The 15,257-nt window shown below is 71.2% G+C and carries 16 protein-coding genes; 8 read left to right on the forward strand and 8 right to left on the reverse strand.

Annotated features, from left to right (window positions below):
* The coding region (locus ACIHEJ_RS11305) for a hypothetical protein (protein ID WP_400134202.1) at positions 1–824 on the forward strand (824 nt) is incomplete at its 5' end.
* Here ACIHEJ_RS11305 and ACIHEJ_RS11310 read toward each other — a convergent pair.
* Positions 813–1,247, reverse strand: a complete 435-nt coding sequence (locus ACIHEJ_RS11310) for a DUF1992 domain-containing protein (RefSeq protein ID WP_400134204.1) — start codon at positions 1,245–1,247, stop codon at positions 813–815. The genes ACIHEJ_RS11305 and ACIHEJ_RS11310 overlap by 12 nt on opposite strands.
* A gap of 99 nt (positions 1,248–1,346) precedes the next feature.
* Here ACIHEJ_RS11310 and ACIHEJ_RS11315 point away from each other — a divergent pair, with 99 nt between their 5' ends.
* Complete coding sequence (locus ACIHEJ_RS11315; protein ID WP_400134206.1) at positions 1,347–1,739, forward strand: hypothetical protein; 393 nt, start codon at positions 1,347–1,349, stop codon at positions 1,737–1,739.
* Positions 1,740–1,742: 3 nt separating this feature from the next.
* Here ACIHEJ_RS11315 and ACIHEJ_RS11320 read toward each other — a convergent pair whose 3' ends face one another.
* The 3 genes from ACIHEJ_RS11320 to proP form a co-directional block, all read right to left on the reverse strand.
* Entirely contained in the window at positions 1,743–2,417 is a 675-nt protein-coding gene (locus ACIHEJ_RS11320; RefSeq protein WP_400134207.1) for an O-methyltransferase, read from the reverse strand.
* Positions 2,418–2,462: 45 nt separating this feature from the next.
* A complete protein-coding gene (locus ACIHEJ_RS11325; protein ID WP_400134209.1) occupies positions 2,463–3,584 on the reverse strand; it encodes a DUF2330 domain-containing protein in 1,122 nt (373 codons plus the stop codon).
* 70 nt (positions 3,585–3,654) lie between these two features.
* A complete protein-coding gene (gene proP / locus ACIHEJ_RS11330) occupies positions 3,655–5,112 on the reverse strand; it encodes a glycine betaine/L-proline transporter ProP (RefSeq protein ID WP_400134211.1) in 1,458 nt (485 codons plus the stop codon).
* A gap of 261 nt (positions 5,113–5,373) precedes the next feature.
* On the opposite strand from proP, the gene ACIHEJ_RS11335 reads away from it, so the two are divergent.
* The gene (locus ACIHEJ_RS11335) at positions 5,374–7,449 is read left to right on the forward strand and encodes a bifunctional glycosyltransferase 87/phosphatase PAP2 family protein (protein ID WP_400134213.1); all 2,076 of its coding nucleotides are present in this window, start codon (positions 5,374–5,376) and stop codon (positions 7,447–7,449) included.
* A 119-nt stretch (positions 7,450–7,568) separates the two neighbouring features.
* Positions 7,569–8,504, forward strand: a complete 936-nt coding sequence (locus ACIHEJ_RS11340) for a hypothetical protein (protein ID WP_400134215.1) — start codon at positions 7,569–7,571, stop codon at positions 8,502–8,504.
* 75 nt (positions 8,505–8,579) lie between these two features.
* Here the strand turns inward: ACIHEJ_RS11340 and ACIHEJ_RS11345 are convergent, their stop codons facing one another.
* Complete coding sequence (locus ACIHEJ_RS11345) at positions 8,580–8,981, reverse strand: ATP-binding protein (RefSeq protein ID WP_400134217.1); 402 nt, start codon at positions 8,979–8,981, stop codon at positions 8,580–8,582.
* A gap of 72 nt (positions 8,982–9,053) precedes the next feature.
* Here ACIHEJ_RS11345 and ACIHEJ_RS11350 point away from each other — a divergent pair, with 72 nt between their 5' ends.
* Together ACIHEJ_RS11350 and ACIHEJ_RS11355 are read left to right on the forward strand one after the other, a co-directional pair.
* The gene (locus tag ACIHEJ_RS11350; protein WP_400134218.1) at positions 9,054–9,881 is read left to right on the forward strand and encodes a helix-turn-helix domain-containing protein; all 828 of its coding nucleotides are present in this window, start codon (positions 9,054–9,056) and stop codon (positions 9,879–9,881) included.
* Positions 9,862–10,047 (forward strand): DUF397 domain-containing protein, encoded by a 186-nt coding sequence (locus tag ACIHEJ_RS11355; RefSeq protein WP_400134220.1) that lies wholly within the window; start codon positions 9,862–9,864, stop codon positions 10,045–10,047. The genes ACIHEJ_RS11350 and ACIHEJ_RS11355 overlap by 20 nt, the downstream gene beginning before the upstream one ends.
* Here ACIHEJ_RS11355 and ACIHEJ_RS11360 read toward each other — a convergent pair.
* Positions 10,031–11,200, reverse strand: a complete 1,170-nt coding sequence (locus ACIHEJ_RS11360) for a steroid 3-ketoacyl-CoA thiolase (protein ID WP_400134222.1) — start codon at positions 11,198–11,200, stop codon at positions 10,031–10,033. The two genes, ACIHEJ_RS11355 and ACIHEJ_RS11360, sit on opposite strands and share 17 nt — an antisense overlap.
* A gap of 198 nt (positions 11,201–11,398) precedes the next feature.
* Between ACIHEJ_RS11360 and ACIHEJ_RS11365 the strand changes: the two genes are divergently transcribed.
* Entirely contained in the window at positions 11,399–12,634 is a 1,236-nt protein-coding gene (locus tag ACIHEJ_RS11365; protein WP_400134225.1) for a cytochrome P450, read from the forward strand.
* Positions 12,635–12,714: 80 nt separating this feature from the next.
* Here the strand turns inward: ACIHEJ_RS11365 and ACIHEJ_RS11370 are convergent, their stop codons facing one another.
* On the reverse strand, positions 12,715–13,404 hold the full coding sequence (locus tag ACIHEJ_RS11370) for a YoaK family protein (RefSeq protein WP_400134227.1): 690 nt from the start codon (positions 13,402–13,404) through the stop codon (positions 12,715–12,717).
* A 104-nt stretch (positions 13,405–13,508) separates the two neighbouring features.
* On the opposite strand from ACIHEJ_RS11370, the gene ACIHEJ_RS11375 reads away from it, so the two are divergent.
* On the forward strand, positions 13,509–14,771 hold the full coding sequence (locus tag ACIHEJ_RS11375) for an alpha/beta hydrolase family protein (protein WP_400134229.1): 1,263 nt from the start codon (positions 13,509–13,511) through the stop codon (positions 14,769–14,771).
* Here the strand turns inward: ACIHEJ_RS11375 and ACIHEJ_RS11380 are convergent.
* Entirely contained in the window at positions 14,768–15,184 is a 417-nt protein-coding gene (locus ACIHEJ_RS11380; RefSeq protein ID WP_400134231.1) for a transglycosylase SLT domain-containing protein, read from the reverse strand. The two genes, ACIHEJ_RS11375 and ACIHEJ_RS11380, sit on opposite strands and share 4 nt — an antisense overlap.
* Positions 15,185–15,257 lie beyond the last annotated feature (73 nt).

Genomic DNA, 15,257 nt, shown 5'->3' on the forward strand with positions numbered 1-15,257 from the left:
AGGGGCTGCGGCCGGGAACGGAGAGCCTCGCGGCCGGTGCGGAAGGCTCCGGGGCCGGTACCCGGCAGTCCGGGGCCGGTGGTTCCGGTGCGGCATCAGCGGCGACCCGCGGAGGCCCGAGGGCGGACGACTGGACCCCGGAGGACGACCACACCGGGGCGGCGGGCGCCGGTGTGCCGGAGCGAGCGATGCGCGCGGATGCGCCCGCCGGGCCGCCGGCCGGTGGTCGCGCGGGAGCACGGACGGGTGCGGAGGGGCTGCGGCCGGGAACGGAGAGCCTCGCGGCCGGTGCGGAAGGCTCCGGGGCCGGTACCCGGCAGTCCGGGGCCGGTGGTTCCGGTGCGGCACGCGGTGCCGGGGTCTCCGAGGACGGGACGATGCCCGACGACGGGCTCGGGGCGCCGTACTCCGGGGACGTCAGCGGGCGTGAGGCGAGCACCACCGAGTCGCGGGCCGCGGACGCCTGGCCGGCCGCGCCCGGCACCCCGGGCACCGGGAGCCGTGGCGTCGGCGAGAGCGACGCCCCCTCCGGTACCGGCTCGCCCCTGCTGCCGCGGGAGGAGACGGACCGGTGGGAGCAGCGGATGCGGCAGGTGGCGGTCGGATTCGTGGACGAGCCCCGGGAAGCCGTCGCGGAGGCCGACCACGCGCTGGAGGAGATCGCCACGCGCTTCACCGAGGCCGTGTCCCGGCGGCGCCGCACCCTGCGCATGTCCTGGGAGGGCACCGAGGACCGCGGCCCGGGCGCCGAGACCGACACCGAGCAGCTGCGGCTGGCCCTGCGCGACTACCGGGAACTGGCCGGGCGCCTGCTACACCTCTGACCCGGGCACCTCACTCGTGGCGGCAGCCCTGCGCTGCCGCCACTCGCGTACGACCTCCTCGACGTCGTACGGCTTCTTCCCCAGCGGCGGGCCGGGCGGTGGCTTGAACATCATGTCGCGGATCCGGACGTTCACGTCCTCGATGATCTTGCGTGCCATTCGCTCCGAAGGGGCCGCGTAGGCCGCCACGAGCGCGTCCTCGGCCTCCTTGCGCAGGGCCAGCGCGGGCGGCAGCACGGCCAGCCCCTCGCGGGCCATCTTCCGCTTCACCCACCACAGTTCGTCGTAGCCGGTCTCCAGCTCGGTGGGCAGCGGCTCGCCCGCACCGGTCAGCCGCTCGAACTCACCGCGCGCCTGTGCGTCCCGTATCTGCTTGTCCACCCAGGAATCGAACGGCACCCCCGGTGGCTTTCGCTCGGTCATGAACCCATTGTGCCGGACGCCACCCGGCCGGGCGTTTTATCATGCGGCGGCGGTACGGCGATTCAGCCGCCGTGCAAGGACGTCTCAGGGGGAACACGCGTGCTCGAACTCACCATGGCCACCGTTTCCGGCGCCGACGCGGGCGCCACGGCCGGCATGACGATGGCCGAGGCGCCGAGCGAGCCGGGCGCCGCGCTCAGGGTCGGCCGGGACGCGGCCGTGTGCCGGCTGGTCACCCCCGAGGACTGGCTGTTCGTCTCCCGCGTCCACCTGGAGTTCCTGTGCGGCCCCGACGGCGGCTGGCAGCTGTCCTGGCTGCGCGGTTCGCAGGCCGACCCGGCGTCCGAGGTACGGCTGATCGTCGGCGAGTACGCCCAGACCGTGCCGTACGGCGGGGTCGTGGCGCTGCCGCGCGGGGGGTCCGGCGAGATCATCGTCCAGGACCGCACCGCGCCGCGCAGCGTCAACGTCGGCTTCTACCACGAGGCCTGACGCTCAGCCGAGCACGCGGGCCAGCGCGAACCCGTCGTAGCCCTTGCTGCCCACCGTCTGGATCGCCGTACCGGTCAGTCTCGGGTGGGTGGCGATCAGTTCGAGGGCGGCACGGGTGCCGACCACGTCCGGCTCGCCGCTGCCCGCGTCGGCGATCTGGCCGCCGCGCACCACGTTGTCGAGCACGATCAGGCTGCCCGCACGGGTGAGCTTCAACGCCCACTCGACGTAGTGCGCGTTGTTGGCCTTGTCCGCGTCGACGAACACCAGGTCGAAGGGGGCCGGGTTCTCGTCGGCGAGCTTGGGCAGCGACTCCAGGGCCGGGCCCACCCGCACCTCCGCGACCCGGTCCAGGCCCGCCCGGGCGAGGTTGCGGGTGGCCACCTCGGCGTGCTTGGCGCTGTACTCCAGCGAGATCAGCTTGCCGTCCTCGGGCAGCGCGCGGGCCAGCCAGATGGTGCTGTACCCGCCGAGCGTGCCGATCTCCAGGATCGTGCGGGCGCCCTGCACCTGGGCGAGCAGGTGCAGCAGCTTGCCCTGAGCGGCCGTGACGGCGATCTGCGGCAGCCCCGCGGCCTCACTGTCCCGCAGGGCCGCCCGCAGCATGTCGTCGTCGGGGGAGAGTTGGCTGATGAAGTAGTCGTCGACGTCGTCCCAGAGCTGCTGCGACCCGCTCATGGTCTGCTGCCTTTCCCGAGTGTCTGCCTGTCCCCCTGCATCGTCTCAGCCGACGGGCGTCTCCGGGGTGACCGGAGACGGTGGCTGCACGGGCGGCGGGGGAGTCACGGGCCGCCGGGAGTGTCGTACGACGACCACGGCAACGGCCGCGACCACCAGCAGCAGGCCGCCGCCGACCGTCAGGACCCACGCCGGGATGCCGCCGATCCGGCGCAGCTCGTCGTCGTGGATCACCTGCCGGACCGGGGTGTCGGCGGGGGCCCGGCGCAGCTCGTGGTCGCCGGAGATCCGGTCGGGGTAGGGGAACCGCTGGGTGAGGGCCGTCAGGTACGGGGTGCCGGCGGCCAGCTCGCCGAGGGCGCCCTTGCCGGTGTCGAGGCGGCCCGCGAAGAGGATCTCGGGCGGCAGGCCGCCGATCGTCGTGCGCGTCTGCATGCGGTGCGCGGCGAGGACGTACAGGCCGAGGGTCTGCGGCAGGCTCGCGAGGCGGGACAGCCGCATCGGGTAGACCGGGTGGTCGGCGGCGAAGGCGAGGCGGAGGGGCTCCAGCGCGCCCCGCAACGGGGTGCCCTTCGCCTTCGGGGCGAGGCGGACGGCGACGTACTCCCAGTGCTGGTCGACGTACGGCCGCAGGGCGGCCTTGAGCCGGGCCGGGAAGGTGAAGCCGTGGGAGCGCAGCCAGTGGTCGAGCGCGGCGGGGTCGGTGGCGGTGAGCCGGGCCACGTCGAAGGGGCCGAGCGTCTGTCGGCCGACCACGCCGACGGCGCCCGCGGCGGGGGGCGGTGCCGCGTCGCCGGCCGTGTCGTCGTCGTCGAACGGCCAGTCGCCGTTCCGCGGCCAGAAGTGGTACCGGGTGCGGTGCACCGGGGCGATGGCGCCGGCCAGCTGGTCGAAGAGGGCGGGATCGCCGAGGCGGACGGTCGCCCGGTGCGGTACGGGCATGATCCAGGCGGCGTGCCGCGCGTCCCCGTTCACCGTCAGGCGCATCACGATCTGCTCCTGGCGGCCGTCCCAGCGGAGCACGGACTGCTCGTCGGAGACGGCGATCCGGCCGGCCGGGTCCGGCAGCATCGCCCCGCACCCACAGGCGTAGGCGGGGGCGATGAACCAGCTCAGCTGAATACCGAGAAGACCGAGGAGCAGGGCGAGTATCCGGGCACGTTTCACAGGGCAACAGACGGTACCGGTGGATGATCGGTTCCGGTGCCCATGAGTGTCCCGCGGGGGGCGCGGGGTCTTACCGGCTCTCGACCGACGGTGCCGAACCCGGCAACGGCCGCCCCGCGGACTCCGACATCCGCCACACCGCGAACCCGCCCACCACGGCCGCGGCCATCATGTAGTACGCGGGCATCATCATGTTCCCCGTCGCCCCGATCAGCGCCGTCACGACCAGCGGAGTCGTCCCGCCGAACAGGGACACCGACACGTTGAAGCCGATGGACAGGGAGCCGTACCGCACCCGGGTGGGGAAGAGAGCGGGCAGCGCGGCCGGCATGGCCGCCGTGAAGCAGACCAGGAGCAGACCCAGCGCCCCCATGCCCAGCGCGACGGCGAGCAGGCTGCCCTGGCGGATCAGCAGCAGCGCCGGGACGGACAGCAGCAGGAACCCCGCACAGCCGGCCGCGATCACCGGACGGCGGCCGACGCGGTCGGACAGGGCGCCCGCGAAGGGCTGCACGATCATCATCAGGGCCATCACGCCCAGCACGACCAGCAGACCGTGCGTCTCGTCGTACTTCAGCTCGCTCGTCAGGTAGCTCGGCATGTACGACAGCAGCATGTAGTCGGTGACGTTGAAGACCAGCACCAGGCCCATGCAGATGACCAGCGACTTCCACTGCCCGGTGATCATCTCGCGCAGCGGCACCTTGGGGCGGGCCGCCTCGGCCTTCTCCACCTCCGCCGCGAACGCCGGGGTCTCCTCCAGCCGCATCCGCAGGTACAGGCCGATGATGCCCATCGGGCCCGCGATCAGGAACGGGATCCGCCAGCCCCAGGACGTGAGGTCGTCCGAGGACAGCAGCGCGGTCATCACCGTGACCAGGCCCGCACCGCCGATGTAGCCGGCGAGCGTGCCGAACTCCAGCCAGCTGCCGAAGAAGCCGCGCTTCTTGTCCGGGGCGTACTCGGCGATGAACGTCGAGGCGCCCGCGTACTCCCCGCCCGTGGAGAAGCCCTGCACCAGGCGGGCGGCCAGCAGGAGCAGCGGGGCGCCGACGCCGATCGTGGCGTACGACGGGACCAGGCCGATGGCGAACGTGCCCGCCGCCATCATGATCATGGTGATGGCGAGGACCTTCTGCCGGCCCACGCGGTCACCCAGCGGGCCGAAGACCATGCCGCCGAGCGGACGGACCAGGAAGGCCGCCGCGAAGGCGCCGAATGTCGACAGCAGCTGCGCGGTCGGGTTGCCGGAAGGGAAGAAGACCTTGCCGAGAGTGACCGCGATGTAGCTGTAGACACCGAAGTCGAACCATTCCATGGCGTTGCCGAGCGCCGCCGCCTTGACGGCGCGCTTGACGAGCGCGGGGTCGGTGACGGTGACGTCGCGGGCGGTGCCGGCCCGCCGGGTCTTCAGGTGCGGGGTGACGGCTGTGGCGGTGGCCAAGACGAAGCTCGCCTGCCTTTCGACGGGGACAGGGACGCGACCCGGACGGCGGCGGTGACGTACGACGGGCCGAAAAGCGACCATAGGCAGTGTTTCGCCCGTTACGTCGCGTACACACATCGATGCATTGTGCAGCTAAATGGCGTGTATGCAGGTACGTCTGCCCGCTTCGAGCAGGTCATTCCGGCTGTCCGCTGTGATCCTTGTCGCGCCCTGGACGGGCAACCGCATGCACCCCCGACTATCGTTATCCGGACAAAAGGTGCAGGAAGCCTCGTAGAGGTCCGCAGAAGGACCCGGCGCGCACGCCGCCGGGAACGGAGCGGGGCGGGAGGCCGACGAGCCGTGGCGAACGTGGAGCACAGCGGGCGACCGGCGGGTGCGTTCTCGACAGCCGCGGCGGGGACAGGGCTGCGCGCGGCCCGGCTCGCCCTGTGGGCGGTGCCGGCGACCCTCGCGGCACGGCAGGTGGCCGTCGTCCTCGCCACCCCGAGCCGGGAACGGCTCACCGACCTGGAGACCTGGGTCGGTCCGCAGGGCGTCCTGCATGTGACGGGCTCCCTCTACGACTCGACGCGGTTCACCGGCACCCCCTTCGCCGGCCTGGTGCTCAAGCCCCTCACCCGCTCGGCGCAGGCGGCCCTCGGCTGGGGCTGGACCTTCGGCACCCTGCTCCTCGTCGTCGCCCTCGGCCTGATCGCCGCCCGCGCGCTGCCCCCGCCGGTCGGCCGCCGCACCTCCCTGCCGGCCGCACCGGTCGCCGTCAGCCTCCTCATGCTGTCCCTGCCGGTCCGCAACGCCCTGTGGCTCGGCCAGACCAGCATCATCCCGGTGCTGCTCGTGCTGACCGGCTGCTTCGCCGTACGCGGGGAACGCGTCGCCGGCCTGTGCACGGGCCTGGCCGCCGCCCTCCAGCCGACCGTCCTGCTCTTCGCCCCGCTGCTGTGGTGCACCGGCCGCCGCAGGGCCGCCCTCACCACGGGCGGGTCCTTCCTCGCCGGCTCCGCGCTCGCCTGGGCCGCGCTGCCGCACGACTCCTCCGCCTACTGGGTGCACCACATGGCCGGCGTGGGCCTCGGCGGCAAGGCCGACGCCCTCGGCAACCAGTCCCTGCACGGTGCCCTGCTCCGCCTCGGTCTCACCGGCCCGTTGGAGGTCGCCCTGTTCCTGCTGCTGGGCGCCGCCGTCGCCGCCCACGCCCTGCGCCGCGCGGTCCGCCACGCGCACGACGGCCAGCTGCTGCTCGCCGTGGCGGTCACCGGTTGCGCCGCCGTCGTCGTCTCGCCCACCACCTGGCAGCACCAGCTGCTGTGGGTGCTGCTCGCGGCGGTCGGCCGGGTCGGCAGGCGGGCCTCCGACCGCTACGTCTGGCCGGTCGCCGTCATCCTGGTCACCACGCTCCCGTCGACGATGATGCTGCCGAACACGCCGGTGGTGTACCCGCTGCGGGACAACCTGGTGCTGCTCGCGGCCCTGGCCGCCGCCACCGCGGTCCCCTTCCTGCCCCGCACCTCTCCGTACCACCAGATCCCGATCCCGGCGGAGTACGCCACCGCCGTCCCGGCCCGCTTGCGCCGCGTACCCCTCCTGCCCTTCCTCCGCCGGGTCCTCACCCGCCCCAACCTGTTCCTGGAGCTGCTGCTGATCCGCGTCACCTACGCGGCCTACCAGCAGGTCCGGCTGGCGGCCACCGGCGGCAGCAACACCGAGAGCCGCCTCACCGCCGAGTACCACGGCCGCCTCGTCCTCGACACCGAGCGCTTCCTGCACGTCGACGTCGAGCACGCGGTCAACCACGCCGTGGCGGAGATCGGCTGGCTGCGGTGCTTCTTCGACTTCTACTACGAGTCCTTCCACTTCGTGGTCCCGCTGACCGTGCTCGCCGTCCTCTACTGGCGCCGCCCGTGCGACTACCGCTGGGCGCGATCCTCCCTCGGCTTCGCCACCTTCCTCGCCCTGATCGGCTTCTGGCTCTTCCCGCTGGCGCCGCCGCGCCTGATGCCCACCTTCGGTGTCATCGACACCGTCCACGGCGTGCAGGACTTCTCCAAGCCGGACTACGGCACGCTGACCGCGCTCACCAACCAGTACGCGGCGATGCCTTCCCTGCACTTCGGCTGGGCCCTGTGGTGCGGGGTCGTCATCGAGGTCATCGCCCCGAAGCGGTGGATGCAGGCCCTGGGCCTGCTGCACCCCCTCCTCACCCTCTCGGCCATCGTCGCCACCGGCAACCACTGGGTCCTCGACGCGGCCGGTGGCGCGGCGGTGGTGACCACGGGCTTCGGGCTGTCGTACTTGTTCCAGGGGCCACGGGCCCGGCTGGTCCCGCACCCGCACCACGGCCGAGGTCCGGCACGAGGACAAAAAACTTGTGCGCTAAACGGAAAAAGGGCCTTCTCGCGGCAAGTTGAGAAAGGCTAATGCCCGCCGATGGTGCCTGCAACCCTAGATGCACCAGCAGGTTGGCGGAGTTAGCGTGCTGTTGTCCGGACGGAAACGTCTCCGGTCGCTGCATTACGTCCCCAGCGAAGGAGAGCTTCATGCGAGGGAAATCAGTACTGAGCGCCGCCGCCATGGCTGTGCTGGTCGGAGGAATGACTGTCGGCACGGTGGAATCGGCCTCCGCTGCCCCGAACCAGAGCTGTCGGGTCTCAGGGGGGAGCCTGACGGGCAACGGCTTCGCCGGCAACGGAACTTTCACCGTCTCGCCCGGCGGGGAAAGCGTGAACTCGTCTTCCGGCGGCAGCATCGGACCGACGTCCGTCTCGGGAACGGGGCCTTTCTCCGTGGGTTCCGTGACCTGCGCGGGAGACACGGGAGGGTCCTCGTCCGCCACGGGGAATCCAGGACAGGTGTCCGAGGCTGTGGCGGAAGGATCGGCCGCTGCGCAAGCGGCGATAAAGCGGGGCGCCACCCCGCAGGAGGCGAAGCAGCAGGGTGTAGCGGCCGCACAGGCCAAGGCGCAAAGCCTCGGTCTGCCGGCGTCGGCGGTGAATCAAGTCGTCAATCAGACGACCAACAACGTGAGCAACATAACCAATAACACGAACACCAACACGAACATCAACGGGTCGTTCAACCAGGGCACTCCGAACGCGCCCAACCAGAACACGCAGAACGCGCCGAACCAGGGCACGGGGACGACGCCCAACAACCAGGGCACGGGAACGACACCCAACAACCAGGGCACGGGAACGACACCCAACAACCAGGGCACGGGAACGACACCCAACAACCAGGGCACGGGAACGACACCCAACAACGAAGGCACGGGAACGACGCCCAACAACGAAGGCACGGGAACGACACCCAACAACGAAGGCACGGGAACGACACCCAACAACCAGGGCACGGGAACGACACCCAACAACCAGGGCACGGGAACGACACCCAACAACGAAGGCACCCAGACCACGCCGAACAACGAGGGCGCCCAGACGACGCCCGAAGAGAGCGTGCAGACGCCCGCCGTGTGAACGACCTGAGTGCGTCTCGGCGCCCGGAGCCCCTGCCCGACGGCGGGGGCTCCTCCGTTCAGCATCCAGGGGGTGTCAGTCCGTCCCGCACTCGAACCAGACCGCCTTCCCGCCGCCCCCGGCCGGTGAGACGCCCCACTTGTCGACCACGGCGTCCAGCAGGGCGAGGCCGCGGCCGCATTCCGCGTCCCGGTCCAAGTCGAGGTCGAGAAGCGGGATCCGGGCGCAGCCGTCGGACACCTCGGCCCGTACGCCCGCCGTCTGCCGTGCGAGCAGGACCGTGCAGCGGCGATCCGGCACATGCCGTACGACGTTGGTGACCAGCTCGCTCACGCCCAGCTCCACGGCGAACGTCAGCTCCGTCAGCTCCCATTCGTGGAGCAGCGAGCGGACGATGCGGCGGATGTGGTGCACCGAGTGCTCGCCGACGGTGAGGTGCAGGCGGTACTGGGGGGTGTGGGGAATGTCGAGGTTCACAGGACGAGCCTGACCTTGCGTCACTACGCTGGGCTACGGAGTGAACACAACGGGTCCGAGAGGGGACTTGCCGTGGTGAACATCAACACCCTCGACCCGGGCGCCTCACCGCTCGACTACTACGGCTTCGAGCTGCGTCGGTGCCGGGAGGCGGCGGGGCTGACCCAGCGGCAACTGGGGGACGTCATCAACTTCACGGGGTCGCTCGTCGGTCAGGTGGAGACGGCCCGGAAGCTGCCGACGCTCGACTTCAGCGAACGGGCGGACGCGGCGCTGGGGACCGGCGGGTTACTGTCCCGGCTCCATCCGCTGGTGATGCGAAGTCAACTTTCGGCCTGGTTTCAGCAGGTGGCCGAGCTGGAGGTGCGGGCGACGGAGATCTGCACCTTTCAGATGGGCATGATCCACGGGCTGTTGCAGACCCCGGACTATGTGCGTGCGGTGCTCGGCGCGCTGGACGACACGGGCCTCGACGACCGCTCCGCCGTGCGACTGGCCCGCCAGCGCATCTTCGACAAGGCGGAGCCGCCGGTCTTCTGGATGGTCCTCAGCGAGGCCGCGCTGAGGCAGGAGATCGGCGGACCGCAGATCATGCGCGGCCAACTGGCTTACCTGTTGGCCTTCGAGAACAACCCTCAGATCAACATCCAGGTGCTGCCGTTTTCGGCCGGGGCGCACGCGGGGCTGACAGGCTCGTTCACCGTCTTCCGCTTCGTCGACGATCCGACCATCGTCTACACCGAGGGCTACGGCAGTGGGCATCCGACCGCGAATCCGGACACCGTCAAGGACTGCTCGCTCCGTTACGATCATCTGCGAGCCGCCGCGCTCTCGATCAAGGACTCGGCGGGGCTGATCCGACGGGTGATGGAGGACCGCTATGGAGAGCAAGTGGCGTAAGTCCAGCTACAGCAGCGACCAGGGCGGCGAGTGCGTCGAGGTGGCCGAACTGGCGGAAGCCACCGTCGCCGTCCGCGACAGCAAGACCCCGGCGGGACCGATCCTCACCCTCGACCCCGCCGCGTTCTCCACCTTCGTGCACTGGGCCTCTACAGGCGCTGAATGATCGTCCCGGTCGCCAGTCCGCCGCCCGCGCACATGGTGACGAGCGCGAACTCCTTGTCCGCGCGCTCCAGTTCGTGCAGGGCGGTGGTGATCAGGCGGGCGCCGGTCGCGCCCACCGGGTGACCGAGGGCGATCGCACCGCCGTTGACGTTGACCTTGTCCAGGTCCTGTTCGAAGACCTGGGCCCAGCTCAGCACCACCGACGCGAACGCCTCGTTGATCTCCACGAGGTCGATGTCCTTCAACGACATCCCCGCCTTGCCCAGCACCGCCCGGGTCGCGTCGATGGGTCCGTCCAGGTGGAAGTGCGGGTCGGCACCCACCAGCGCCTGGGCGACGATACGCGCCCGGGGCTTCAGCTTCAGGGCGCGGGCCATCCGCTTCGACGCCCACATGATCGCCGCCGCACCGTCGGAGATCTGGGACGAGTTGCCCGCCGTGTGGATCGCATTGGGCATCACCGCCTTGAGGCCGGCCAGCGCCTCCGGTGACGTGTCCCGCAGGCCCTCGTCCTTGTCGACCAGGCGCCACATGCCCTGCCCGGCGTGCTGTTCGTCCTCCGTGGTGGGGACCTGGACGGCGAACGTCTCGCGCTTGAAGCGTTCCTCGGCCCAGGCGAGGGCGGCGCGTTCCTGGGAGCGCAGACCGAGGGCGTCCACGTCCTCCCGGGTCAGGCCCCGGTGGCGGGCGATCCGCTCGGCCGCCTCGAACTGGTTGGGCAGGTCGACGTTCCACTCGTCGGGGAACGGCTTGCCCGGCCCGTGCTTGGAGCCGGAGCCCAGCGGGACGCGGGACATGGCCTCGACACCGCAGCTGATGCCGACGTCGATCACGCCCGCGGCGACCATGTTGGCCACCATGTGCGAGGCCTGCTGGGAGGAGCCGCACTGGCAGTCGACCGTCGTCGCGGCCGTCTCGTAGGGCAGGCCCATGGTGAGCCAGGCGGTGCGCGCGGGGTTCATGGACTGCTCGCCGGCATGGGTGACCGTACCGCCGACGATCTGCTCGACCGCGTCGGCGGGGATGCCGGTGCGGCCGAGGAGTTCACGGTAGGTCTCGCCGAGGAGGTAGGCGGGGTGCAGATTGGCGAGCGCGCCGCCGCGCTTGCCGATCGGGGTCCGTACGGCTTCGACGATCACGGGTTCGGCGGCCATGGGTGCGGGTCCTCTCCGAGAGGGCTCTCCTCCAGAACTAGTACGCGTTCTAGTTCTGTGTGCAGTCTGCTGACGTGACGTCCGTCACCGCAAGGGTCGTGCAGTGGATTGGCCGTGTCGTACCTCTTGCCAGTTGTAGAACCCGTTACTACGTTCACGGCACCCGCTGATGGACCGTCAGATGGCTGGAGACCGCCGATGCCCTGTCCAGCGCTGCCCGACGGGTTCGACTTCACCGACCCCGATGTGCTGCACCACCGCGTGCCCCTGCCGGAGTTCGCCGAACTGCGCCGTACCGAACCGGTCCGCTGGACAGCGCAGTCGGGGAACGTCGCCGGCTTCCAGGACGAGGGCTACTGGGCCGTGACCCGGCACGCCGACGTCAAGTACGTCTCCACGCACCCGGAGTTGTTCTCCTCGACCCTCAACACCGCGATCATCCGCTTCAACGAGCACATCCAGCGGGACGCGATCGACGCCCAGCGGCTGATCCTGCTGAACATGGACCCGCCCGAGCACACCCGCGTCCGGCAGATAGTGCAGCGGGGATTCACACCACGCTCCATACGCGCACTGGAGGACCGGCTGCGCGCCCGCGCCGAGGCGATCGTGGCGGGCGCCCGGAGCCGCTCCGGGCCCTTCGACTTCGTCACCGAGGTAGCCTGCGAACTGCCCCTGCAGGCCATCGCCGAGCTGATCGGCGTGCCCCAGGAGGACCGCTCGAAGATCTTCGACTGGTCCAACCGGATGATCGCCTACGACGACCCCGAGTACGCCATCACCGAGGAGGTCGGCGCCGAGTCGGCCGCCGAGATCATCGCCTACGCCATGAACATGGCCGCCGAGCGCAAGCGGTGCCCGGCCCACGACATCGTGACGACGCTGGTGGCGGCGGAGGACGAGGGCAACCTGAACTCCGACGAGTTCGGCTTCTTCGTGCTGATGCTCGCGGTGGCCGGCAACGAGACCACCCGCAACGCCATCACCCACGGCATGCACGCCTTCCTCACCCATCCCGGCCAGTGGGACCTCTACAAGCGCGAGCGGCCCGCCACCACGGCCGAGGAGATCGTGCGCTGGGCCACCCCGGTCAACGCCTTCCAGCGCACCGCCACCCAGGACACGGAACTGGGCGGCGTGCACATCAAGAAGGGCGACCGCGTCGGCCTGTTCTACGCCTCCGCCAACCACGACCCCGAGGTCTTCTCCGACCCCGACGCCTTCGACATCACCCGCGACCCCAACCCCCACCTGGGATTCGGCGGCGGCGGTCCCCACTACTGCCTCGGCAAGTCCCTGGCCGTCCTGGAGATCGACCTGATCTTCAACGCCCTCGCGGACGCGATGCCCGGCCTCACACTGTCCGCCGATCCCCGCAGGCTGCGCTCGGCCTGGATCAACGGCGTCAAGGAACTCCGGGTCACCGCCGGCTGACGGGGCCGGCCCACCCCGAGGGAGGCAGGAGCCCTCATCCCCCGCCCTGTTCCTGCCTCCCCCGAGGTCCCCGCGCCCCCTCACTCCCGCCCCGACGCCACCAGCGCCAGTACCCCCGACGCCAGTGCCGCGAGCAGCAGGGGCAGGGCCAGCCCGTGGTGCAGGACCAGCCAGGCGCCCAGGAAGGCGCCGGCGAGCATCGCGATCACCGAGGCGGTACGGCGCGGGGAGCGGTGGCCGGTGGCGTCGCCGAGCCGGGACTCGGAGGCCAGGCCGGTCAGGGTCATCGTCAGGACCGTCGTGGTCAGCTCGGGGACGCCCAGTTTGCGGACCGTCGCGTTGCGCAGGCCCATCGCGAAGGCCGTCAGCGCGATGAGGGCGTACCGGGTGCCGGTGGTGCCCGGCCAGACGTAGGCCACCGCCGCCGAGCCGCCGACCAGGATCGCCTCCGCCGCCAGGGTCAGGCGCGCCCAGGTGCGGCGGGAGCCTCCGCCGAAGCGGGCCGCGACCCTGCCGCCCACCACCGCGCCCAGCAGGAAACAGATCAGGGAGGTGGCCGTGTGCGGGACCGAGAATCCCGGCGCGCCGGCCGCCGCGAAGCCCAGCACCACCACGTTGCCGGTCATGTTGGCCGTGAAGACCCGGCCCAGCCCCAGATAGCTGACGGCGTCGATCAGCCCGCTCACCACGGTCAGGACCAGCAGGACGGCCACCAGACGCACCCCGCGCTCGTGCGCCTCCGGGGTCGTCGGCGGCGTCGGCGATGTCATCGTTCCTCCGGTTGGCCCGACGGACAGAGTGGGGACAACTCCACCACGGGTGTGGGGGGATCTCGGATGTCCCGGCCGAGCGTGTCTTCCGTAGCGTTCCGGACATGACACAGGACACGCTCAAGTCAACGGCACCGAAGTCCAGTTGGGGTGTGCGCAAGGGAATGGCGGCCGGGCTCGCCGCCCTGGTGCTCGTCGGTGCCTGCGCGGCCCCGGCCGCCTTCGCCGCCGACGGGCGTCCGGTGAGCGGCAGAGGCGAGGTCGTCTCCGTCGTACCCGTCGCCACGCACAGCAAGGCGGAGATCGCCCGGCAGCTCGCCGCCCAGCACATCGGCACGGACTCGCTGCGCCACGGCGTGCGGGCGTACCGGGTGACGTACCGCACGGTGGACCCGTACGGGCGGCCCACCACCGCCACCGGGCTGCTCACCCTGCCCGAGGGCGGCGGGCGCAGTCTCGGACTCGTCTCCGACACGCACGGCACCATGTCCGACCGTGCCTACGCCCCCTCCGTCGCCGAGGACGCCCGGGTCCAGTCGTATCTCTTCGCCTCCGCCGGGCACGCCGTGGCGGCCCCCGACTACCTCGGGCTGGGCGAGGGGCCGGGCCTGCACCCGTACATGGACACGCGCTCCACGGTGACCGCCTCCGTGGACATGCTCCGGGCCGCCCGGACCGCGGCCGGACGGCTGGGGCGCACGGTGAACCACGATCTGTACGTGACCGGGTTCTCGCAGGGCGGGCAGGTCGCGATGGCGGTGGCGCGGGCGGTCCAGGGCGGGGACGCGCCCGGCTTCCGGTTGAAGGCGGTCGCGCCGGTGGCGGGGCCGTACGACCTCCAGGGCACCGAGGTGCCCGCGCTCACCGACGGGCGGGTCAACGACATCAGCGGGGTGTTCTACCTCTCCTACTTCCTTGTGGCGCAGAACCGGCTGCACCCCGTCTACAAGGACCCGGCTGAGGTGTTCCGGCAGCCCTACGCCGCGCGCGTGGAGGGGCTCTTCGACGGGCGGCACGAGGACGAGGACATCGTCCGGCAGCTCGCGCCGAACGTGAAGGCGCTGGTGACGGACGACTTCTACCGGCAGCTCGGCCACCCGACCGGGGGGCTGCGCGAGGCGCTGCGCGCCAACGACCACACCTGCGACTGGAAGCCGGACGTGCCGGTGCGGCTGTACGCCGGTGACGACGACACCGACGTGCCGATCGGCAACTCCCGGACCTGCGCGCGCACCCTCGCCGGACGGGGGGCGAGGGTGCGGGTGCTCGACATGGGGGCCGTCGATCACCAGGGGTCGTACCGGGCGGCCCTGGCCGGGATCGCGCGCTGGTTCAGCGGCGGGAGCCGGACGGCTGGGACGGCTTAGTACCAGCCGTTGGCCTGCCAGAAGCTCCAGGCCTTGGCCGGGCTGCCGTAGCGGGAGTTCATGTAGTCCAGGCCCCACTTGATCTGGGTGGCCGGGTTGGTCTTCCAGTCGGAGCCGGCCGAGGCCATCTTGGAGCCCGGCAGGGCCTGGACCAGGCCGTAGGCGCCGGAGGAGCTGTTGGTCGCCGACGGGTTCCAGCCGCTCTCGTGGGAGACGATCTTGCTGAACGCGTTGAACTGCGCGGTGTCCGGGATCATCTTGTGCGCGATCGCCTGAGCGGAGGAGGCCGTGGCCGGGGTCGCGGCATGGGCGGGCGCCGCGCTCAGAGCCATGCCGGCGGTGGCGGCGGCCACGGCGGCGGTGGTGAGGGCCTTCTTCGGGGAGGCGATGCGACGGATGAAGGAGACGGACACGGAGAACCTCTTGCGTCGGGGACAGGGGATCGCCCGCATGGGAAGGACCACGTGCTGTGGCCGCATGCGTCGG

Origin of the sequence: Streptomyces sp. NPDC052301, from assembly GCF_044593395.1 — a bacterium.
GTDB lineage: Bacteria > Actinomycetota > Actinomycetes > Streptomycetales > Streptomycetaceae > Streptomyces.